At 71.8% G+C, this 21,780-nt stretch carries 20 protein-coding genes; 9 read left to right on the top strand and 11 right to left on the bottom strand.

Annotated elements, in window-relative coordinates; all coding sequences use genetic code 11:
- The coding region (locus tag NS331_RS13465; protein ID WP_345940351.1) for a uracil-DNA glycosylase family protein at positions 1-370 on the top strand (370 nt) is incomplete at its 5' end.
- Between the two features lie 11 nt (positions 371-381).
- Entirely contained in the window at positions 382-1,209 is an 828-nt protein-coding gene (gene pyrF, locus NS331_RS13470; RefSeq protein WP_058642497.1) for an orotidine-5'-phosphate decarboxylase, read from the top strand.
- 207 nt (positions 1,210-1,416) lie between these two features.
- Here the strand turns inward: pyrF and NS331_RS13475 are convergent, their stop codons facing one another.
- Positions 1,417-2,916, bottom strand: coding sequence for an EAL domain-containing protein (locus tag NS331_RS13475; RefSeq protein ID WP_193758105.1), 1,500 nt, complete (start codon positions 2,914-2,916; stop codon positions 1,417-1,419).
- A 170-nt stretch (positions 2,917-3,086) separates the two neighbouring features.
- Complete coding sequence (locus tag NS331_RS13480) at positions 3,087-3,947, bottom strand: IclR family transcriptional regulator (protein ID WP_058642529.1); 861 nt, start codon at positions 3,945-3,947, stop codon at positions 3,087-3,089.
- A 185-nt stretch (positions 3,948-4,132) separates the two neighbouring features.
- On the opposite strand from NS331_RS13480, the gene hmgA reads away from it, so the two are divergent.
- From hmgA to fahA, 3 genes are read left to right on the top strand one after another with little or no spacing between them, the layout of a single operon-like run.
- Positions 4,133-5,458, top strand: a complete 1,326-nt coding sequence (gene hmgA / locus NS331_RS13485; RefSeq protein ID WP_058642499.1) for a homogentisate 1,2-dioxygenase — start codon at positions 4,133-4,135, stop codon at positions 5,456-5,458.
- Positions 5,455-6,432, top strand: a complete 978-nt coding sequence (locus tag NS331_RS13490) for a Bug family tripartite tricarboxylate transporter substrate binding protein (RefSeq protein ID WP_058642500.1) — start codon at positions 5,455-5,457, stop codon at positions 6,430-6,432. The genes hmgA and NS331_RS13490 overlap by 4 nt, the downstream gene beginning before the upstream one ends.
- Positions 6,433-6,458: 26 nt before the next feature.
- Positions 6,459-7,730: a fumarylacetoacetase gene (fahA, locus tag NS331_RS13495; protein ID WP_058642501.1), complete on the top strand. Its 1,272-nt coding sequence runs from the start codon at positions 6,459-6,461 to the stop codon at positions 7,728-7,730.
- A gap of 115 nt (positions 7,731-7,845) precedes the next feature.
- Here the strand turns inward: fahA and NS331_RS13500 are convergent, their stop codons facing one another.
- Positions 7,846-8,817, bottom strand: a complete 972-nt coding sequence (locus NS331_RS13500; protein ID WP_058642502.1) for a Bug family tripartite tricarboxylate transporter substrate binding protein — start codon at positions 8,815-8,817, stop codon at positions 7,846-7,848.
- A gap of 109 nt (positions 8,818-8,926) precedes the next feature.
- On the opposite strand from NS331_RS13500, the gene NS331_RS13505 reads away from it, so the two are divergent.
- Entirely contained in the window at positions 8,927-9,691 is a 765-nt protein-coding gene (locus tag NS331_RS13505; RefSeq protein ID WP_058642503.1) for an IclR family transcriptional regulator, read from the top strand.
- A gap of 147 nt (positions 9,692-9,838) precedes the next feature.
- On the opposite strand, the gene NS331_RS13510 is transcribed toward NS331_RS13505, so the two are convergent.
- The 8 genes from NS331_RS13510 to NS331_RS13545 all read right to left on the bottom strand — a co-directional run bounded on the left by NS331_RS13510 (position 9,839) and on the right by NS331_RS13545 (position 17,637).
- The gene (locus NS331_RS13510) at positions 9,839-10,753 is read right to left on the bottom strand and encodes an SMP-30/gluconolactonase/LRE family protein (RefSeq protein WP_058642504.1); all 915 of its coding nucleotides are present in this window, start codon (positions 10,751-10,753) and stop codon (positions 9,839-9,841) included.
- Between the two features lie 13 nt (positions 10,754-10,766).
- Entirely contained in the window at positions 10,767-11,669 is a 903-nt protein-coding gene (locus NS331_RS13515; RefSeq protein ID WP_058642505.1) for an amidohydrolase family protein, read from the bottom strand.
- Between the two features lie 191 nt (positions 11,670-11,860).
- Positions 11,861-12,832 carry a tripartite tricarboxylate transporter substrate binding protein gene (locus NS331_RS13520; RefSeq protein ID WP_440589387.1) on the bottom strand — a complete coding sequence of 324 codons (972 nt, stop codon included), beginning with the start codon at positions 12,830-12,832 and terminating at the stop codon, positions 11,861-11,863.
- A 148-nt stretch (positions 12,833-12,980) separates the two neighbouring features.
- Positions 12,981-13,967 carry a Bug family tripartite tricarboxylate transporter substrate binding protein gene (locus tag NS331_RS13525; protein ID WP_058642507.1) on the bottom strand — a complete coding sequence of 329 codons (987 nt, stop codon included), beginning with the start codon at positions 13,965-13,967 and terminating at the stop codon, positions 12,981-12,983.
- A 124-nt stretch (positions 13,968-14,091) separates the two neighbouring features.
- A complete protein-coding gene (locus tag NS331_RS13530; RefSeq protein ID WP_058642508.1) occupies positions 14,092-15,006 on the bottom strand; it encodes a hydroxyacid dehydrogenase in 915 nt (304 codons plus the stop codon).
- Complete coding sequence (locus NS331_RS13535) at positions 15,003-15,689, bottom strand: RraA family protein (protein WP_058642509.1); 687 nt, start codon at positions 15,687-15,689, stop codon at positions 15,003-15,005. The genes NS331_RS13530 and NS331_RS13535 overlap by 4 nt, the downstream gene beginning before the upstream one ends.
- 47 nt (positions 15,690-15,736) lie before the next feature.
- A complete protein-coding gene (locus NS331_RS13540; RefSeq protein ID WP_058642510.1) occupies positions 15,737-16,723 on the bottom strand; it encodes a Bug family tripartite tricarboxylate transporter substrate binding protein in 987 nt (328 codons plus the stop codon).
- Positions 16,720-17,637, bottom strand: a complete 918-nt coding sequence (locus tag NS331_RS13545) for an amidohydrolase family protein (protein WP_058642511.1) — start codon at positions 17,635-17,637, stop codon at positions 16,720-16,722. Before NS331_RS13545 ends, NS331_RS13540 begins: the two co-directional genes overlap by 4 nt.
- Positions 17,638-18,017: 380 nt before the next feature.
- On the opposite strand from NS331_RS13545, the gene paoA reads away from it, so the two are divergent.
- Genes paoA through paoC form a run of 3 tightly spaced genes read left to right on the top strand, consistent with a single transcriptional unit; the run spans position 18,018 to position 21,777 of the window.
- A complete protein-coding gene (gene paoA, locus NS331_RS13550) occupies positions 18,018-18,611 on the top strand; it encodes an aldehyde dehydrogenase iron-sulfur subunit PaoA (protein WP_058642512.1) in 594 nt (197 codons plus the stop codon).
- Positions 18,608-19,567 carry an FAD binding domain-containing protein gene (locus tag NS331_RS13555; RefSeq protein WP_058642513.1) on the top strand — a complete coding sequence of 320 codons (960 nt, stop codon included), beginning with the start codon at positions 18,608-18,610 and terminating at the stop codon, positions 19,565-19,567. The genes paoA and NS331_RS13555 overlap by 4 nt, the downstream gene beginning before the upstream one ends.
- Positions 19,564-21,777, top strand: a complete 2,214-nt coding sequence (gene paoC / locus NS331_RS13560; protein WP_058642514.1) for an aldehyde oxidoreductase molybdenum-binding subunit PaoC — start codon at positions 19,564-19,566, stop codon at positions 21,775-21,777. Before NS331_RS13555 ends, paoC begins: the two co-directional genes overlap by 4 nt.
- Positions 21,778-21,780: the final 3 nt, after the last annotated feature.

Consider the following 21,780-nt stretch of genomic DNA (forward strand, 5'->3'; position numbering starts at 1 on the left):
GCTGCGCGCCCTGCGGCTGCATGCCGGCCCGGCGCCCGTCCACCTGCAGCGGGTGCACCGGCCCGCCCCCGGCGTGCCCGTGGGCGAGGACGACGCGCCCTTCGAGGCCGGCTTCGCCACCGCCTGCCGCGAACTGGCCCCGCGCATGGTGCTGGCCCTGGGCCCCCTGGCCGCCCAGCAGCTGCTCGGCGGCCAGCCGCTCGGCCGGCTGCGTGCGCAGGTCGGCAGTTGCGGCGACGGGCCCACCGCCGTGGTCGCCAGCTATGCGCCGGCCTACCTGCTGCGCAGCCCCGCCGACAAGGGCCGCGCCTGGGCCGACCTGTGCCTGGCCGCGGCCGAGTTCGACCGGCTGGCCGCAGCGCATCCCTAGAATCCCGCCCCATGTCTTTCCTCGACCAGCTGCAGGCCGCGCAGCGCCAGAACCGTTCCCTGCTGTGCGTGGGGCTGGACCCGGAACCCTCCCGCTTTCCCGAGGGCATGAAGGGCGACCCGCGCCGCATCTACGACTTCTGCGCCGCCATCGTCGAGGCCACGGCCGACCTGGTGATCGCCTTCAAGCCGCAGATCGCCTACTTCGCCGCCCACCGTGCCGAGGACCAGCTGGAGCGGCTGATGGCCCACATGCGCGCCGTGGCGCCGCAGGTGCCGGTGATCCTGGACGCCAAGCGCGGCGACATCGGCTCCACCGCCGAGCAGTACGCGGCCGAGGCCTTCGAGCGCTACGGCGCCGACGCGGTGACGCTGTCGCCCTTCATGGGCTTCGATTCCGTCTCGCCCTACCTGCGCTACCCGGACAAGGGCGCCTTCCTGCTGTGCCGCACCAGCAACCCGGGCGGCGACGACCTGCAGAGCCAGCGCCTGGCCGACGTGCCGGGCCAGCCCCTGCTGTACGAGCACGTGGCCGCGCTGGCGCAGGGCCCGTGGAACCTCAACGGCCAGCTGGGCCTGGTGGTGGGCGCGACCTATCCGCAGGAGATCCGCCGGGTGCGCGAGCTGGCGCCGACGGTGCCGCTGCTGATCCCGGGCGTCGGCGCCCAGGGCGGCGATGCGGTGGCCACGGTGCGGGCCGGCTGGCGCGCGGACGCGCCGATCGTCGTCAACTCCTCCCGCGCCATCTGCTACGCCAGCAGCGCCGCCGACTTCGCCGCCGCCGCCCGCCGCGAGGCCGAACGCACGCGCGACGTGCTGGAAGCGGCGAAGCAGGGCTGAGGGCACGGCGAGCGGGGTTCGCGTCCCGGCTTCGACAGGCTCAGCCCGAACGGTCGAGTTGGGCGGTCACAACCGCAAGGGTTGAACGGCCGCGGAGCAGGCCATGCCAGGGCACCCACGGAACTGGCTTTGCCAGCCGTGGGGTGCGCCCCCCTCCAAGCCGAAGGCGACAGAGAGGGGGGAGCCGCGCAAGCGGCATGGGGGGTGTCAGCTCATGAACAGCTGCCGCGCATCCAGGGGCTTGCCGAACAGCCAGCCCTGAGCCAGCGCGTCGGGCGCCAGGGTGTGGAAGTAGGCCGCCTGCTGCTCCTCCTCCACGCCCTCCACCACCATCGTCAGGCCCAGCACCTCGGCCATCACCACGATCTGCGGTGCGATGGTGTCCTGGTCGCTCTGGTCGTGCAGCGCCTGCATGAAGGTGCGGTTGATCTTGATGGCGTCCACGCGCAGCCGCGACAGGTACGACAGGCTGGAATAGTCGGTGCCGAAGTCGTCGATGTAGACCTTGTGCCCGGCCTCGCGCACGCGGGCGATGGCGCGGCTCAGCTCGCGGCTGTTGTCGGTGGTGCGCTCGGTCAGCTCCAGGCCGATGCTGCAGGCCGGCAGGCGCGCGGCCTGCAGCCGGGCGCTCAGGTAGGGCAGGAAACCGCCGTCCAGCAGGTCGTCGGCGGAGACGTTGACCGTCACCTGGAAGTCGGGCCGCCGGCGCAGTTCGTCGCCCAGGTCCTCCAGCACGCGGCTGATCACGAAGCGCGTGACCTGGCCGATCATGCCGTTGCGCTCGGCCTCGCTGATGAAGGCATCGGGGCTCACGCGCTTGCCGGTGGCGTCGGTCCAGCGCAGCAGTGCCTCGGCGCCGACGCGGCGGCGGTCGGACAGCCGCACGATCGGCTGGTAGACCACGCGCAGCTCGCCGCCGCGCATCGCCAGCATCAGCTGCCGGCTCAGCGAGCGCGAGCGGCCCAGGAAGGCGCTGAAGGCGAAACCGCCGGTCAGGCCCAGCAGCAGGCCCAGGCCGATCATCTCGGGCAAGGTGCGCGAGTCCCACAGGCTGGGCGACTCGCGCAGGTCGGCCACGATGCAGCCGGTGTAGGGCAGGGTGCAGCGCACCTCGTAGGCGCGGCCGTTGAAGGTCAGGGCGCTTTCGCCGCGCGGCAGGCGCTCCAGCCCCTGCAGGCTGGCGGTGTTGGTGAACATCACCCGTGCCGCCTCGCCGTTGTCCACCACCAGGGCGAAGTCCAGCCGTGGATCGACGGCGTCCACGAAGGCACGGCCGTGCACCGAGACCATGGCCTCGCCCTCGCGGAACACCATGAGGCGGCTGCCCGGCACGCCCGGCTGCGGCACGGCCAGCGAGATGCGCCGGCCATTGCGACCGATCAGGTCGACGCGCGGGGCCTCCACCGGCGGGTCCACGGGGCCCCCGACCGAGCTGCACACGACGCGGCCGTCGTCCAGCCGGGCGGCGGTCTTGATGAAGCGCGCGCCGAGCACGAGGGCGCGCAGCGCGGCCACTTCCTCCGGGCTGCAGGCCGCCGGCATGGCGTTGATGAGTTCCAGCCGCTCGCCCACCTCGTCGTTGATGAGGCGCGCCGTCTCGACATAGCGGTCCGCCAGTTCGCCGGCCCTGGCCGCCCGCTCGCGCTGCAGCGACAAGGCGCCGAAGCCGAGGCACAGGCCCACGGCCAGCAATGCCCCGGCGGACATGCAAAGGACGTGGCGCGTCAACGGCTTTCGGAACATGGGCGCGAACAGGGGGGATGGGCGCAGGTCCATCCCATCAACAAAAGTAAACGAAAGTGGCGAGTATCGCTGCCGCCACGCCGTGGGGACATGCGGGACCACCCACCGCGGTGGGCGGCCGTTGCGACGGCGCCTCAGCCACCGGCGCCGGGCCGCGCCCCCAGCCGGGCCGAGATGCCCGCGGCCGCCTCGCGCAGGCTGCGCGCCAGGCTGCCGTCGGGCCGGGTGTCGAACACGGCCGAGGCGCCGATGGCGGTGAGCGCGAGGGCGATGCGCCCCGCGGCATCGAACACCGGCGCCGCCATGGCGCTGATGCCCGGCAGCACCTCGCCGTCGGAGCGGGACAGGCCGTGCGCACGCACCGCCTGCAGCTGCTGCGCGAAGGCCTGCCAGTCGGGCAGGGGCGGCGGCACGGGCATGCCGGCTTCGCCGGCGGCGGCGCCCTGCCGGGCGCGGGCGCGCTCGGCCTCCAGCGCGGCGCGGACCACGGCCTCGTCGAGGTAGGCGCCGAAAAGCCGGCCCGAGGCGGTACCGGCCAGCGAGAACACCGTGCCGTGCCGCATCGCCACGTGCACGGCCGCCGGCGACTCCGCGGTGCGCACGATGGTGGCGCCGCGCTCGCCCCACACGGCCAGCGCGAAGGTGTGGCCGGTGCGCCGGGCCAGCGCCTCGATGACCGGCGTGGCCAGTTGCACGGGATTGGTCTGCGCCATGGCGATCAGCCCCAGTTGCAGCGCCAGCGGGCCGAGCTGGTAATGGCCGGTGGCTGGGTCCTGCTCGACCAGGCCCAGCCGGCCGAAGCTCACCACATAGGGATGGGCCTTGGCCGGCGTCATGCCGGCCTCCTGCGCCAGCGCCTTCAGCGGCAGCGGCGTGCCGCGGTGCACCAGGGCCTGCAGCAGCTGCCCGCCCACCTCGATGCTCTGGATGCCGCGCTGCGCCGCGCGTTCACTGCCCTTGTCGCTGCCCGTCTCGCTGCTGTCCTGGTCGGCCATCGCCCGGCTGCCTGCCTTCCCGCATTCGCGTTCGTTGATGTGCGCGGCCATTAGACATGAACGGATCGGCGGCCTACACTGCATGGCGGTTCGCCATAGTCGAATCGATTCCATTAAAACTAACTGGAGCCAACCCGCGACCGCGTGCCTGTGCCCGCCGGCCGCCCGCCCCGCAAGGACCCGCCATGCCTGCCACCGACACCTCCCCGCTGCGTTACCAGAGCGGCTTCGGCAACGAATACGCCACCGAGGCCGTGCCCGGCGCCCTGCCGCAGGGGCGCAACAGCCCGCAGCGCGCGCCGCTGCACCTGTACCCGGAGCTGATCTCCGGCACCGCCTTCACGGCGCCGCGCCACGAGAACCGCCGCAGCTGGCTGTACCGCCGCCAGCCCAGCGTGGTGGCCGGCCGCTACGCCGCCTGGTCGCAGCCGCTGTGGACCACCGGCGGCGACCGCGAGCGCGCCCTGGCGCCCGAGCCGCTGCGCTGGCATCCGATTCCCTTCGAGGCCGGCGCGGACGCCGACTTCGTGGAAGGCATGCGCACCCTGGCCGCCAACGGCGATGCCGATGCGCAGACCGGCGTGGCCGCCCATGTCTACCTGGCCACGAAGTCGATGGACCGCCGCGCCTTCGTCAATGCCGACGGCGAGCTGCTGGTGGTGCCCCAGCAGGGCCGCCTGCGCATCACCACCGAGCTGGGCGTGCTGGACGTCAAGCCGGGCGAGATCGCCGTGCTGCCGCGCGGCCTGGCCTTCAAGGTGGCGCTGCCGGACACCGAAGCCGGCGCCGGCCCGTCGCGCGGCTACGTGTGCGAGAACTACGGCGCGCAGTTCCGCCTGCCGGAGCTGGGCCCGATCGGCTCCAACGGCCTGGCCAATCCGCGCGACTTCCAGGCTCCCGTGGCCGCGTACGAAGACGCCGCCGGCCCCTACGAACTCATCAAGAAATTCGGTGGCCGCTTCTGGCGCGCCCCGGCCAGCAACACGCCCTTCAACGTGGTGGCCTGGCACGGCAACCTGGCGCCGGTGAAGTACGACACGGTCAACTTCATGACCATCGGCTCGATCAGCTTCGACCATCCCGATCCGTCCATCTTCACCGTGCTCACCTCGCCCAGCGACACGCCGGGCACCGCCAACTGCGACTTCGTGATCTTCCCGCCGCGCTGGCTGGTCATGGAGGACACCTTCCGCCCGCCCTGGTACCACCGCAACCTGATGAGCGAGTTCATGGGCCTGGTGTACGGCGAGTACGACGCCAAACCGGGCGGCTTCAAGCCCGGCGGCGCCAGCCTGCACAACGCCATGGTGCCGCACGGGCCCGACGAAGAGGCCTTCGAGAAGGCCTCCAGCGCCAAGCTGCAGCCGCAGAAGCTGGACAACACGCTGGCCTTCATGTTCGAGAGCCGCTACCGTTTCATTCCCACCGCCTTCGCGATGGAGACCGCGCCGCTGGATCAGGACTACGCCGATTGCTGGGCGGGCCTGAAAGACCAATTTCAAAAATCATGAGACATCCCCTCCTCACCCGCCGAGCGGCCCTGGCGGCCACGGCCGCCCTGGCCCTGCCGCTACTCGCCCAGGCGGCCGACTTCCCCTCCAAGCCGATCCGCTTCATCGTGCCCTACACCGCCGGCGGCACCACCGACCTGGTAGCGCGCACCGTCGGCCAGCGCGTGGCCGAGAAGCTGGGCCAGCCGGTGGTCATCGACAACCGCGGCGGCGCGGGCGGCAACATCGGCATGGACGTGGTGGCCAAGGCCCCGGCCGACGGCTACACCATCGGCTTCGGCGCCATCTCGACCAACGCGCTGAATCCGCACATCTACAAGTCGGTGCCCTTCGACCCGCGCAAGGACTTCACCGCCATCGGCCTGCTGGGCACCTCGACCATCGTGCTCGAAGTGCCGGCCAGCTCGCCGATCAGGTCGGTGCCCGAGCTGATCGCCGCCGCCAAGAAGACGCCCGGCCTGCCCTACGCCACGGCCGGCGCCGGCACCTCGATGAACCTGGCCGGCGTGCTGTTCGCGCAGATGACGGGCACCCAGCTCACACACGTGGCCTACAAGGGCAGCGGCCCGGCCATCACCGATCTGCTGGGCGGCACGGTGGGCGTGATGTTCGACAACCTGCCGGCCTCGCTGCCGCACATCCAGGCCGGCAAGCTGCGCGCGCTGGCGGTGGCCGGGCCGACGCGCTCGCCTTCGCTGCCCGACGTGCCGACCATCGCCGAGACGGGCCTGAAGGGCTATGCGCTGGAGCCCTGGTTCGGCGTGTACGGCCCGGCCCACCTGCCGCCGGCCATCGTCAGGACGCTCAACCAGGCCTTCGCCGAAGCCCTGGCCGAACCCGCGGTGCGCGACAAGCTGCTGCAGGCCGGCTTCACGCCGCGCGCCAGCACGGCCGAGGAACTGGCCGCGCTCACGCAGTCCGAATACCAACGCCTCGGCGAGGTGGCCCGCAAGGCGGGCATGACCGCCGACTGACACCCGCACCACCTTCTTCTTCTGCCATGACCCTTCTCGACAAGACCCACAACCCCCACCTGCGCAGCTGGGTGGAATCCGCCAACGTGGCGGGCTGCGACTTCCCGATCCAGAACCTGCCCTTCGGCCGCTTCCGCCGTGCCGGCGGTAGCGACGCGGCCCTGCGCATCGGCGTCGCCATCGGCGACCAGGTGCTGGACCTGCGCGCCGCCGGCCTGGTGGACCACGACGACATGAATGCGCTGATGGCCGCCGCGCCGGCCGAGCGCGCGGCGCTGCGCCAGCGCCTGTCCGACGGCCTGGCCCAGGGCAGCACGCAGCAGGCCGCCTGGGCCGCGGCGCTGGTGCCGCAGTCGGCCTGCGAACTCGCGGTGCCGTGCAAGGTGGGCGACTACACCGACTTCTACACGAGCGTGCACCACGCCACCAACATCGGCCGCCAGTTCCGCCCGGACAACCCGCTGCTGCCCAACTACAAGTGGGTGCCCATCGGCTACCACGGCCGCGCCAGCTCGATCATTCCGAGCGGCACCGCCTTCCGGCGCCCGCGCGGCCAGACCAAGGCGCCCGACGCCGCCGAACCCAGCTTCGGCCCCTGCAAGCGGCTGGACTACGAGCTGGAACTCGCCTGGTTCATCGGCCAGGGCAATGCGCTGGGCGAGCCGGTGGCCATCGACCAGGCCGAGGACCACCTGTTCGGCGTCGCCCTCTTCAACGACTGGTCGGCGCGCGACATCCAGGCCTGGGAATACCAGCCGCTGGGGCCCTTCCTGTCGAAGAACTTCGGCTCCACCGTCTCGCCCTGGATCGTGACCATGGAGGCGCTGGCGCCCTTCCGCGCACCCTTCACCCGGCCCGAGGGCGACCCGCAGCCGCTGCCCTACCTGGACGGCGCCGCCAACCGCGCGCACGGCCAGATCGACATGCAGCTGGAGGTGCTGATCCAGACCGCGAAGATGCGCGCCGACGGCCAGGCGCCCACGCGCCTCTCCCTCGGCAAGCTCAAGGAGGCCGCCTACTGGACGCCCGCACAACTGGTGGCCCACCACACGGTCAACGGCTGCAACCTGCAGCCCGGCGACCTGATGGGCTCGGGCACGCTGTCGGGCCCTTCGCTGGACACCGCCGGCTCGCTGGCCGAAATGAGCGTGGGCGGCAAGCAGCCCATCACCCTGCCCAACGGCGAGCAGCGCACCTTCCTGCAGGACGGCGACACGCTGATCCTGCGCGGCTGGTGCGAGCGCGAAGGCGCGGTGCGCATCGGGCTGGGCGAGGCGAGCGGGACCGTGCTGGCCTGAGGTCGGGCGGTCCGCGAGTGGCCTGCGTGCCGCCCGCCCCAAGAAGAAGGCCCTGCCCGCATTGCTGCGACAGGGCCTTCTTCTTGGCTGTCGCCGTCCGCGCCCGGACCGGGTCTCAGTCCACCTTCGCGCCCGAATCCTTCACCAGCTTGCCCCAGCGCGGGATGTCGTCGCGGATCAGCTTGGCGAAGTCGGCGGCGCTGCTGCCCTGCACGTCGGCGCCCTGGCCGGACAGCTTCTGCTTGAGCGTGGGATCCTGCAGCGCCTTGTTGATGTCGGCGTTGAGCTTGGCCACGATGTCCTTGGACAGGCCGGCCGGGCCGAGGATGCCGAACCAGGTGATGGCTTCGAAGCCCTTGTAGCCGGACTCGGCCACGGTGGGCACCTGCGGCAGGTCCGCGGCGCGCTGCAGCGAGGTCAGCGCCAGCGGATGCATCTTGCCGGACTTGATGTGCGCCTGGAGCGTGGGCACCGACGACACGTACAGCTGCACCTGGCCGCTGATGACGTCGGTGATTCCCTGGGCCGCGCCCTTGTACGGGATGTGCGTGAGCTTGACGCCCGCCGCCTTCTGGAAGGACTCCATGGCCAGGTGCGACACCGTGCCGTTGCCCGACGAGGCGTAGTTGATGCTGTCGGGCTTGGCGCGCGCCGCCTTCACCAGGTCGTCCAGCGTCTTGAAGGGCGTGGCGGTGCCGGCCACGATGACGAGCGGCGAGGTCGCGACCAGGCTGATCGGCGTCAGGTCCTTCAGCGGGTCGTAGGGCAGCTTGGTGTAGAGCGTCGGATTGATCGCCAGGTTGCTGGTCTGGCCCAGCACCAGGGTGTAGCCGTCGGGCGCGGCCTTGGCGGCGGCATCCACGCCCAGGTTGCCGCCGGAGCCCGGTTTGTTGTCCACCACGAAGTTGTAGCCGTAGCTGGTGAGCTTGTTGGTCAGTTCGCGGGCAATGATGTCGGTGCCGCCGCCGGCCGGAAAGGGCACGATCAGCCGGATGGGCCGGGACGGCCAGGTGTCGGCCTGGGCCGCGGTGGCGGCAAGGAGGGATGCGGCGGCGAACGCCAGCGCGGCGCGGCGGGATGTCTTCACGGGTTTGTCTCCGACTGTGTGTTGAACGCAGGAATCGCGTCCCGGCCGCACTCTAGGTTCGAGTTTCAATGCATACAATGTCGTTTCGCTCAGCGAACCGAGGTCCGACATGCGCAACGAATCCACCCCAACAGAAGCGACCGAAGCACGTGGTGATGGCGGCGTGATCGCCGTCACGCGCGCCCTGTCGCTGATGGAAGCCTTCGAGGTGGGCGAATCCGCCCTCACCCTGGCCGAGCTGAGCCGCCGCAGCGGCATGCACAAGACCACCGTGCTGCGGCTGGCGCGCACCCTGGCGCAGTCGCACTACATGGTGCAGACCGACGCCGGGCAATGGCGACTGGGGCCGGCAGCCGGCTGGCTGGGCGCGCGCTACCAGGCCGGCTTCGACGTCAACAACGTGGTCGAACCGGCGCTGCACGAGCTGGTCAAGCTCACGGGCGAAAGCGCGTCTTTCTACGTGCGCGAGGGCGACATCCGGGCCTGCGTGGCGCGGGTGGAAGGGCCGCAGTCGGTGCGGCACCACGTGCGCATCGGCGCACGGCTGCCGCTGGACCTGGGCGCGCCGGGCCGGGTGATCCTGGCCTTCAGCGGCGCACAGGGCGAGCCCTACGAGACCATCCGCACCTGCGGCTTCCACATGTCGCTCGGGGAGCGCGAGGCCGACGTGTCCAGCGTGGCCGCACCGGTGTTCCGCACCGGCTGGCACCTGCTGGGGTCGATGTGCATCTCGGGCCCCAGCTCGCGGCTCACGAAGGAGCGGCTGGAGAAGTACGCGCTCAGCGTGGTGGCGGCGGCCAACCAGCTGTCGTATGCGCTCGCGGGCGGGCGCTCGCCGGCCACGCCGCCCGTCGTGTCACGCTGGCATCCTTGAAGGCACCCCCCATGCCGCTTCGCGGCTCCCCCCTCCCTTGCGCCTTCGGCTTGGAGGGGGGCGCACCCCACGGCCTGGCAAAGCCAGTTCCGTGGGTGCCCTGGCATGGCCTGCTCCGCGGCCTTCCGTAACCTCTCGCGTCGGCGCTCAACGCCGCGCCAGCGGCAGGCCCGGCACGTCCATCTCGGCGGTCATCACGCGGCCATGGGTGGAATCGGTGACGAAGAGCGTGCGTCGCTGCGGACCGCCGAAGGCGAGGTTGGTGATGGAGGCGCCCGCGGGGCCGCGCAGCACCTGCACCGGCTCGGCCCTCGTGTTGAGCACCCACAGGTAGCCCAGGCCCGGGTTGGCCACCAGCACGCGGCCCTGCGCGTCCACGGCCAGGCCGTCGGGGCCGCTCGGGCCATAGGAGGTGAAGAACTGGCTCACCTTCGAGACGCTGCCGTCCACCAGCAGCGGCACGCGCCACACGCAGTTGCCGCGCGTCACGGCCAGGTACAGCACCTTCTCGTCGGGCGACAGCGCCACGCCGTTGGGGCTGGGGATGTTGCCCAGCAGCTGGTCCAGCCGGCCCTCGGGCGTGAGGCGGTAGAGCCGGCCGGTGGGGTCGTGCAGGCCGGTCTGGCCCTGGTCGGTGAAGTACAGGTTGCCGGCGCGGTCGAACACCAGGTCGTTCACGCCCTTGAAGCGCTCGCTGTTGCGCCGCGCCAGGAAGGGCGACACGCGGCCGCTGGCCACGTCCAGCTGCATCAGCCCGTTCTTGTAGTCGGTGATCAGCAGAGTGCCGGCGTCCAGGAACTTCATGCCGTTGGGCTCGCCGTCGTACTCGGCCACCAGCGACCAGCGGCCCTGCGGGTCGACGCGAAAGATGCGGCCCCAGGGAATGTCGGTGACGTAGAGATGGCCGTCGTCACCCACCACCGGGCCTTCGAGGAAGGAGTCGGTGGGCGTGCCGCCGCGGTTGGCGTCGGCCCAGTCGCTGCGGCGCGGGCGGCGGAACTCGTCGGGCATGGCGCTGAACAGCGAGAGTTCGCGCACCTGAGGCGGTTGGAGAAGGAACATGGTTCTCGTTCTTTCAGGTGAAAGGCAGGGGGCCGAAGTCGTAGAGCTTCGCCGGGTTGTGGACCACGATGCGCGCAATGCGCGCCGCATCGCCCTCGCACCATCGGCCGAGCAGGTCGACCAAGGCGGCATCGTCCACGCTGCCCGGCGTCTCGGTGGTGTGAGGCCAGTCGCTGCCCCAGACCAGGCGCTCGGGCGCGCGGCGCACCAGCGCCTGGCCGGCGGCCACGGTGTCGTCGTAGCCGGGGCCACCGACGGCCGAGCGCATGTAGGCACCCGAGAGCTTGACCCAGGTGTTGCCGCCATCGAGCAGGCGGCATAGCAGGTCGAAGGCTTCGCCGTTCGCGCCCTGCGCCGGGTCGAGCCGCGCCATGTGGTCCACCACCAGCGCCACCGACAGCCCGCGCAGCAGCCCGGCCATGGCCAGCAGCTGCTCCGGATGCACGAAGACCTGGATGTGCCAGCCCAGCGGCGCGACCTTGGCCGCCAGCGTGGCGAGCATGTCGGGCGTGGTCGTGCCCCAGGACTGCGGCGTCACGAAGTTGACGCGCAGACCCCGCACACCCAGGCCATGCAGCCGCTGCAGCTCGGCCGCGTCCACGCCCGCCTCGACCACCGCCACGCCGCGCGCGGCCTCGCCCATCTGCGCCAGCGCGTCGAGCGTGCAGGCGTTGTCGGTGCCGTAGGTGGAGGGCGTGACGACCACGGCGCGCTGCGTGCCGATGCGCGCCTGCAGCTGCCGGTAGGCGGCCACCGGCGCATCGGGCGGCTGCCGCTTCCAGTGCGTCGACGGCGGGAAGCGCGGGTCGAAGATGTGCATGTGGCTGTCGCAGGCCCCGGCAGGCAATGCGACGCCCGGCCGCGCAACGCCGGCCGAATGGGGCACCGAATGCAGCAGTGGCAGCGGGGCGACCATGTCAGTGGTCCACCGCGCCGACGCGACACCCGCATGGCAGGAAACCGGCGCCACACTCATGATCGAATGGCCGCGGAGCAGGCCACGCCAGTGCACCCGCGGAACGGGCTTGGCCCGGCCGCCGGGTGCGCCCCTTGAGGGGGATGGGACTTCCACACGCAGTGAGGAAGTCCAAACGGGGTGGTCTCATTTCAATCCAGCTTGATATCGCCCTTGCGCACCACCTCGCCCCACTTGGCGTCTTCCTTCTTCAGGAAGTCGGCGAAGGCGGTGGGCGTGGAGCCGATGGGCTGCGCGCCCAGGTCCTTCATGCGCTGCAGCACCTCCTCGTCCTTCAGCACCTCGGCCAAGGCCTTCTGCAGCTTGTCGGCGATGTCCTTGGGCGTCTTGGCGGGCAGCAGCATGCCGTTCCATTCATAGGCCTCGTAACCCGGCACCACGGTCTCGGCCACGGTGGGCACGTCGGGCAGGCGCGGCGAGCGCTGGGGCGAGGTCGCGGCCAGGGCGCGCAGCTTGCCGGACGACACCAGCGGATAGCTGGCCGCCACGGTGGCGAACATGAAGTCCACCTGGCCCGCCATCGTGTCGGTGATGGCCGGGCCGCCGCTCTTGTAGGGCACATGCACCATGTCCAGCCCCAGCTTCTGGCGGAACAGCTCGGCCGCCAGGCGCTGCACCGTGCCGGCGCCGCCCGAGGCGAAGTTGATCTTGTGGGGCTGGGCCTTGGCCGCGGCCACCAGGTCCGCCACCGTCTTGTACGGCGAATCGGCCTTGGTGATCAGCATGTTGGGCATGGTCAGCACCAGCGACAGCGGCTGCAGCGCATCGGCCGCATAGGGCAGGCGCGGGAACAGGTGCGGGTTGATGGCGTAGGGCGTGGCGTCGTAGAGCACGGTGTAGCCATCGGGCGCGGCCTTGGCCGCATAGGCGGCGCCGATGGTGCCGCTGGCGCCGGCGCGGTTGTCCACGATCACGCTGGTGCCCAGTTTCGGGCCCAGCTTGGCCGCGATCACACGCGCCATGGCATCGGCCGCGCCGCCGGGGGCGTAGGGCACGACGATGGTGATCGGGCGCTCGGGATAGGCCGCGTGGGCGGCGAAGGCCGCCGTCGCCAGGCTGGCGACGAGCAGGCGACGGATCAACGAGAACTTGGAAGAGGCCACACGCATATCTCCGGAGTCATGGGTTGGAAGGAAAAAGAGGGGCAGCACGGACGGCTGCCTTCATCGAAGCAGGGGCGGCCTGCACGGCCGCCGGGTCGGTGACCCCGGCGCTGTCGCCTCGGTCGCGCCGACGCCGGGGCCCGCGGGCTCACTCGGGCTTGAGGTCGAGTTCGCGCGCGAGCTGGCCGTAGGCCTTGACCTCGCGCGCCAGTTGTTCGCCGAAGTCGGCGCCGCACACATGCTGGCTTTCCATGCCCAGGCCGCGCAGCTTCTCCTGCGTGGCGCCCTGGCGCACGAAGTCCTGCGCGGTCTTCTGCAGCAGCGCCAGCACCGCGGGCGGCGTGCCGGCCGGCGCCAGCAGGCCGTACCAGGCGTCGGCCCGGTAGCCCTTGACGCCCGCCTCGTCGAAGGTGGGCACCTGCGGCAGCAGGGGCGAGCGCTGCGGCGCGGCCACGGCCAGCGCCGTGAGCTTGCCGGCCTGGACCTGCGGCAGCACCGAGCCGAGGGTGGCGAAGGAGCTGTCCACCTGGCCGCCCACGAGGTCGGTGACGGCCTGCGCCGCGCCCTTGTAGGGGATGTGGTTCATGCGCGTGCCAGTCAGCCGCGTGAACTGCTCGCTGGCAAAGTGGCCCGAGCTGCCGGCGCCCGGGGTGGCATAGGTGCGCTGGCCCGGCGCGGCCTTCACCTGCTGCAGGAAGGTGGCCAGGTCGGGCACCTTCATCGACGGGCCCACCACCAGCACCGTGGGGCTCACCGCCAGGCTGCACACCGGCGCGAAGGAGCGCACGGCGTCGAACTTGACGCGGCTGCTGTAGAGCGCCGGGATCATGGTGTGGTTGGTGGCGCCCAGCAGCAGCGTGTAGCCATCGGCCGGGGCGCCGGCCACGGCTTCGGCCGCGAGGATGGTGTTGGCGCCCGGCTTGTTGTCCACCAGGAAGGGCTGGCCCAGCGTGCGCGCGGCGTAGTCCGCGAAGCCGCGGGCCACCACGTCGGTGGGGCCGCCGGCCGAGAAGCCAACCACCAGGCGCACGGGCTTGGCGGGATAGGCGGGCGCCTGGGCATGGGCGGTGGGTACCAGGCCGGCGAGGCCCAGCAGGGCGGCGGCGAAGAGGCCGCGCGGAAGGCGATGGGTCATGGTCGTTGTCTCCTTCTTGATGGATCGGTCTGTCATTGCGGACGTCTGACTCCCTGTCCCCTCGCGGGAGAGGGGCTCGCCGCCGCCGCGCCCTCGGGCAGCTCGGCAGCGTGGCAAGTCCGGCTCAGCCGCGCGCGAGCACGGCCAGCAGGTTCTTCGCTGCCGCCACACCCATGTTGATGTAGGCGTCGCTGGTCACGCCGCCGATGTGCGGGCTCAGCACGATGCGCTCCTGGCCCTGGAAGGGGTGGTCGGCCGTCATCGGCTCGACCGCGAAGCTGTCCAGGCCCGCACCGGCCACCTGGTCCGAGCGCACGGCGGCCAGCAGCGCCGCCTCGTCGATCAGGCCGCCGCGCGCGGTGTTGACGACGATCACGCCGCGCTTGCACTGCGCCAGCGTCTCGGCGTTGAGCATGCCGCGGTTCTCGTCGGTCAAGGGGCAGTGCAGCGAGATCACGTCGGCCTCGCGCCAGATCGTGGCAAGGTCCGCGCTCTGGATGTAGTCGGGCAGGTTTTTGGCGAAGGGGTCGAATCCGATCACCCGCATGTCCATCGCATGCGCCATGCGCGCGAAGCGCTGGCCGATGGCGCCCAGGCCCACGACGCCGACGGTGCGGCCGCCCAGTTCCAGGCTCTTGTGCGTGGCCTTGTCCCAGTGGCCGGCGTGCATGCGCGCATCGAGCGGCACCACCGACTTGGCGCAGGCCAGCATCAGGGCCAGGGCCTGCTCGGCCACGGCCGCGGCGTTGGCGCCCACGGCGGCCACCACCTCGATGCCGCGTGCCTTGGCCGCCACCTTGTCGATGGTGTCGGTGCCGCTGCCGTGCTTGGAGATGACCTTGAGCGAGGGTGCCGCGTCCATCACCGCCACGCCGACCTTGCCGTAGCGCACGATGATGGCCACCGGGTCGTGGCGCCGGCACAGCGCGATGAGGTCGTCCTCGGTCGGCGCCTTGCCGGCGTAGACCACTTCCATGTTGTTCAGCAGGGCCAGGGCCTGCGGTGCGAGGTCCGCACCCGTGACAAGGACGGTGCTCACAGTTCCTCGCCTTCCTTCAGCACGCCGGCCGCACGCAGGGCGGCGGGCAGCCACTTGGAAGCGGTGTCGCCGCGCGAAATGGCATCCAGGCGCGCGGCCTCGTCGGCCACCTTCTTGTCGGCCAGGGCCAGCATGGCGGGCGCCTTCTCGCGCTCGATCACCACCACGCCGTCGGCATCGCCCACCACCAGGTCACCGGGGTTGACGCTGGCGCCGCCGGCCGAGATGGGGTGGTTGATGCGGCCGGGCACGAACTTGGTGGGGCCGGCCGGGTTGAAGCCGGCGCTGAAGACCGGGAAGTCCAACTCCAGCAGCTCCAGCTTGTCGCGGATGGCGCCGTCGACGATCACGCCGGCCAGGCCGCGCTTCTTGCAGGCGCTGAGCATCAGCGTGCCCATCAGGGCGGCCGTCTGGTCGCCCTTGCCGTCGATCACCAGCACATCGCCCGGCTGGGCCAGCGCGATGGCGGCGTGGATCATCAGGTTGTCGCCGGGGCGTACTTCGACGGTGAAGGCCGGGCCGGCCACGGCCATGCTGTGGTGCACGGGCGCGACGCGCGCGCTCATGGTGCCGCGGCGGCCGGCCACGTCGGCCAGGATGGCCGCCTGGAAAGTCGCGGCCTTGGCGACCACTTCGGGGGAGACGCGCTCGATGTCGCGGACGATGTCAGGGAGTTGGCTCATGGCGTTGGCTCGGTTCGGAAGAGATGAAGAAGGAAGGAGAAGAGGGATCAGTCGGCCTTGATGCCGCCCTTGCGGATGACCTCGGCCCACTTGGCGGAGTCGGACTTCTGCAGCGCGCCCAGCTGCGCGGGCGTGCCACCCACCAGCGTGATGCCAAGCTTGTCGGCCAGGGCGACCACATCGGTCGTCTTGAGGGCGGCGTTGATGTCGCGGTTGAGGCGATCCACGATGGACGCCGGCGTGCCGGCCGGCGCGAAGACGGCCTGCCACTGCTCGACGACGAAGTCCTTGATGCCGGCCTCGACCATGGTGGGAACGTCGGGCAGGGCCTTGAGGCGCGCGGCCGAGGTGACGGCCAGAGCACGCAGCCGGCCCGACTGCACATGGGGCAGCGCGGCGGCAGCGGGCGCGAACATGAAGTTCACCTGCTCGCCCAGCGTGTCCTGCAGCGCGGGGGTGTCGCCCTTGTAGGGAACGTGGATGAAGCGCGTGCCGGTCTGCTGCGCCATCAGCTCGCCCTGCATCTGCAGGATGGTGCCGGTGCCGCCCGAGGCGAAGGCCAGCTTGCCGGGCTGCGCCTTGGCCGCGGCCAGCAGCTCGGCCACGCTGCGGTAGGGCTGGTTCGCGCCCACCACCAGGATGTGCGGAATGGTGCCGATGGTGATCACCGGCGCGAAGCCGCCGATGGGGTCGTAGGGCAGCTTGCCCATCAGGTGCGGCGCGATGGCCTGCGGGCCGATGGAGGTGCCCAGCAGCGTGTAGCCGTCGGGCGCCGACTTGGCGACATAGGCCGCGCCGATGGTGCCGGTGGCGCCGGCGCGGTTGTCCACGATCACGTTGGTGCCCAGCGTGCCGCCGAGCTTCTGCGCCACGGCCCGGCCGAGCACGTCGGTGCTGCCGCCCGGCGGATAGGGCACCACCCAGGTGATGACGCGGCCGGTGGGCCAGTCGCCCTGGGCCAGGGCACCGCCGGTGGCCAGCAGGGCGGCAGCACCGGCGATGAGAGAGCGGCGGGTGAGGAAGGTCGGGTTCATGTGTCTTGGTCTCCTTGGGATTCGATGGAAGGGCCGAAGTCGTACAGCGCGGCCGGGTTGTGGACCAGCACCTGGGCGAGGCGCTCGCCGCCGCCGGTCCACTGCGCCAGCCGGTCGAGCTGGCGGGCGTCGTCGGGCATCGGCTGCAGGCCGGCCGACGCGGTGGCATGGGGCCAGTCGCTGCCCCAGACGACGCGTTCGGGCGCGGCGTCGAGGAAGCTGCGGGCCAGGTCGTCCAGCGCCGGGTCGTCGGTGCTGTGCGTGGGGCTGACGAGGTAGCCGCCGGACAGCTTGATCCACGCACGCCCGCTGCGCAGCAGCGCCAGCACCACGGCATGGGCAGGATGGCGGCCGGCGTCGGCCGGCGACAGCCGCGCGAAATGGTCGAAGACCAGCGGCACGGGCAGGTCCGACAGCCGCGCGGCCTGGGCCGCCAGCAGGTCGGCCGGCATCAGCAGCTGCAGGTGCCAGCCCAGCGGCGCGACGCGGCGCGCGAGGGGCACCAGCATGTCGGCATGCAGGCCCACGCCCAGCGACAGGTTGAGCCGCACGCCGCGTACGCCCTGGGCGTGGAGTTGCGCGAGGTGCGCGTCGGATTCGCTGCCGTCGATGACGGCGACGCCCCGCGCCTGCGCGCCCAGAGCGCGCAGAGCGCGCAGCGCCGCGAGCATGGGGCGGTTGTCCGCACCGTAGGTGGAAGGCGTGACCAGCACGGCGCGCTGCAGGCCGGTGCGGCGCTGCAGCCGGCGGTAGTCGTCGACGCTGGCGTCGGGCGGCAGCAGGCGGGCGCCGGGCACGGCCGGGAAGCGGCTGTCGTAGACGTGCACGTGGCAGTCGCAGGCGCCGGCGGGCACCGCGACGGCGGGCGGCTGCGTGCCCCTGCTGAACGGAACGGATGACGCCTGCGCACCCATCGCCTCGGCTCCACCCGCGAGGGGCGGCCGTCCGGTAGGCAGCGTGGGCAAGGTCGAGGGCATCCGGTCGTCTCCGAAGGCGGCGTCTTCGCGCCGCGATGGGCCGGACTCTAGAAGCGCGTTGCGCTATTCACAATGCCGGTTCGTTCAACGAAACACGTTGTGGTGGGTGAAACGCCGCCTTCGCGGTGCGCCCGTCGTGCGTCCGGCATGTCCCACAGGCACGCAGGCGCTGCGCCGTCGCCCGGCTGGTCCTTGCACCGAGCGCGAGCCCCCTGGGGCGCCCTTCACAGTGGCCCCACTGCCGCCGCATGCCCTGTCACGCCCCTCTTTCTCTTTCACCCAGGCGGCCCATCCCCACGAACCCCACGGAGCAGCCCATGGCCCCCAGCCCGAAATCCCCGCCGCTGCGCGACCGCGCGCCGGAATCGCCCGCCGGCGGCAGCGCCGCCACCGCCGCCCTGCACGGCACGGTGCACCTGACGGTCAACGGCGAGGCGCGCAGCCTCACCGTCGACAACCGCACCACCCTGCTCGATGCGTTGCGCGAACACCTGCACCTGTGCGGCACCAAGAAAGGCTGCGACCACGGCCAGTGCGGCGCCTGCACGGCGCTGGTCGACGGCCGGCGCATCAACACCTGCCTGAGCCTCGCCGTGATGCACGAGGGCAGCGAGGTCACCACCATCGAAGGCCTGGGCACGCCCGAGGCCATGCACCCCATGCAGGAGGCCTTCGTGCGCCACGACGGCTTCCAATGCGGCTACTGCACGCCGGGCCAGATCTGCTCGGCCGTGGGCGCCCTGCGCGAACTGCGCGACGGCGTGCCGAGCCACGCCAGTGCCGACCTGCAGGCGCAGCCCCTGCTGTCGCCCGACGAGATGCGCGAGCGCATGAGCGGCAACATCTGCCGCTGCGGCGCCTACAGCAACATCCAGCAGGCCATCGCCGAGGCCGCGGAGGCCACCCGATGAAAGCCTTCAGCTACGAACGCGCCGCCACGCCCGAGGCCGCCGTGGCCGCCCTGGCCCGCACGCCGGACGCCCGCTTCATCGCCGGCGGCACCAACCTGCTGGACCTGATGAAGCTGCAGGTGGAAACGCCCACGCACCTCGTCGACATCAACGGCCTGGGCCTGGACCGCATCGAGCCGACCGAGGACGGCGGCCTGCGCATCGGCGCGCTGGTGCGCAACACCGACCTGGCGGCCGACGCCCGCGTGCGGCGCGACTACGGCGTGCTGTCGCGCGCGCTGCTGGCCGGTGCCTCGGGCCAGCTGCGCAACAAGGCGACCACGGCCGGCAACCTGCTGCAGCGCACCCGCTGCCCCTACTTCTACGACACCGCCCTGCCCTGCAACAAGCGCGAGCCCGGCACCGGCTGCGGCGCGCTGCAGGGCTACAGCCGCCAGCTGGCGGTGGTGGGCGGCAGCGACCAGTGCATCGCCACCCATCCCGGCGACATGTCGGTCGCGCTGCGCGTGCTGGACGCCACCGTGGAGACGGTGCAGGCCGGCGGTGGCCGGCGCACCATTCCCATCGCCGACTTCCACCGCCTGCCGGGCAACACGCCGGAGCGCGACACCGTGCTGGCGCCCGCCGAGCTCATCACGGCCGTGACGCTGCCGGCCCCCGTGGGCGGCACGCACGTGTACCGCAAGGTGCGCGACCGCGCCTCCTATGCCTTCGCACTGGTGTCGGTGGCCGCCATCGTGCAGCCCGACGGCACCGGCCGCGTCGCCCTGGGCGGCGTGGCGCCCAGGCCCTGGCGCATGGAAGCGGCCGAGGCCGAACTGCCGAACGGCCCGCAGGCCGTCGCCCAACGCCTGTTCGCCGACGCCCATCCGCGCCCCGACAACGCCTTCAAGCTGCCCCTCGCGCAGCGCACCCTGGCGGCCGCCCTGGCCGACGCGAAGGAGATGCAGCCGTGAAATTCGATCCCTCCACCACCGCCGTTCCGGGCGAGCAGCTGCGCCACGTGGGCCAGCCCACGCACCGCGTGGACGGTCCGCGCAAGACCACCGGCACCGCGCCCTACGCCGGTGAATGGCATCCCGACTTCGACGCCCACGTGCGTGACGCGGCCTACGGCTGGGTACTGGGCGCCGGCATCGCCAAGGGCCGCATCGCCGGCATGGACCTGGACGCGGCGCGCGCGGCGCCGGGCGTGCTGGCGGTCGTCACCGCCGAGGATGCCGGTGCGCTCGACAAGTCCGAGCGCAACACCGCCAGGCTGCTCGGCGGCCCCGCCATCGACCATTACCACCAGGCCATCGCCGTGGTCGTCGCCGAGACGCTGGAACAGGCCCGCGCCGCTGCCGCGCTGGTCCGCGTTCGCTACGAGACGGCGCCCGGCCGCTTCGATCTGGCCGCGGAGAAGGACAGTGCCGAGCTGGCCGGCGACGACGCCAAGACGGAGGTCGGCGACTTCGACAGCGCCTTCGCCTCTGCGCCGGTGCAGCTCGACGCCACCTACACCACGCCCGACGAATCGCACGCCATGATGGAGCCGCACGCCACGCTGGCCGCATGGCAGGGCGACCGGCTCACGGTGTGGACCTCGACGCAGATGGTCGACTGGTGCCGCACCGACCTGGCCGCCACGCTGAAGATGGACAAGGCCAAGGTGCAGGTGCGCTCGCCTTTCATCGGCGGCGGCTTCGGCGGCAAGCTCTTCCTGCGCGCCGACGCGCTGCTGGCGGCGCTGGCGGCGCGCGCGGCCGGGCGCCCGGTGCGCGTGGGGCTGCACCGCCCCCTGATCGCCAACAACACCACCCACCGCCCCGCCACCATCCAGCGCATCCGGCTGGGCGCGGGCAAGGACGGGCGCCTCACGGCCATCGCGCACGAGAGCTGGTCCGGCGACCAGAAGGACGGGCAGCCGGAAACCGCCGTCAACCAGACCAGGCTGATCTACGCCGGTGCCCACCGCCGCACCGCCATGTACCTGGCCGAGATGGACCTGCCCGAAGGCAACTCCATGCGCGCCCCTGGCGAAGCGCCCGGCATGGCAGCGCTGGAAGTCGCCATGGACGAACTGGCCGAGCTTCTGGGGATGGACCCGGTCGAACTGCGCCTGCGCAACGACACCGACGTGGACCCGGAACATCCCGAGCGCCGCTTCACCCAGCGCCGCCTGGCGAACTGCCTGCGCGACGGCGCCCAGCGCTTTGGCTGGGACCAGCGCCCGGCCAAGCCCGGCCTGAAGCGCGAAGGCCGCTGGGCCATCGGCATGGGCATGGCCGCCGCCTTCCGCAACCACATGCTGATGAAGTCCGCGGCCCGCGTGCGCCTCTCGCCCGACGGTGGCGTCACGGTCGAGACCGACATGACCGACATCGGCACCGGCAGCTACACCATCCTGGCCCAGACCGCAGCAGACCTGGTGGGTGTGCCGCTGGACCGCGTGGAGGTGAAGCTGGGCGATTCGGACTGGCCCGTCTCCGCCGGCTCCGGCGGCCAGTTCGGCGCCGCCAATGCCACGGGCGGGGTGTATGCCGCCTGCGTGAAGCTGCGCGACACCATCGCCCGCAAGCTGGGCCTGGACGCCGACGGTGCCGAGTTCGTGGACGGCCAGGTCCGCAGCGGCGGGCGCAGCGTGGCGCTCACCGAGGCGGTCGAGGACGGCCAGCCGCTGATGGCCGAGGACGGCATCGAGTACGACGAATCGCTGTCCAAACAGTGGCAGCACTCCACCTTCGGCGCCCACTTCGTCGAAGTGGCGGTCCACGTGGACACGGCCGAGATCCGCGTGCGGCGCATGCTGGCCGTGTGCGCGGCCGGCCGCATCCTGAACCCGGTCACGGCCCGCAGCCAGGTGATCGGCGCCATGACCATGGGCGTGGGCGCCGCGCTGATGGAAGAGCTGGCCGTGGACACGCGCCTGGGCCTCTTCGTCAACCACGACCTCGCGGGCTACGAGGTGCCGGTGCATGCCGACATCCCCGACCAGGAGGTGGTGTTCCTCGACGAGCCGGACGGCATGGCCTCGCCCCTGGCCGCCAAGGGCATCGCCGAACTGGGCCTGTGCGGCGCGGCGGCGGCGGTCGCCAATGCCGTCTACAACGCCACCGGGGTGCGGGTGCGGGACTATCCGGTCACGCTGAACAAGCTGATCGCGCAGTGGCCGGCGGCGGCGTGAGGT

Origin of the sequence: Pseudacidovorax intermedius (assembly GCF_001476815.1) — a bacterium.
GTDB lineage: Bacteria > Pseudomonadota > Gammaproteobacteria > Burkholderiales > Burkholderiaceae_C > Xenophilus > Xenophilus intermedius_A.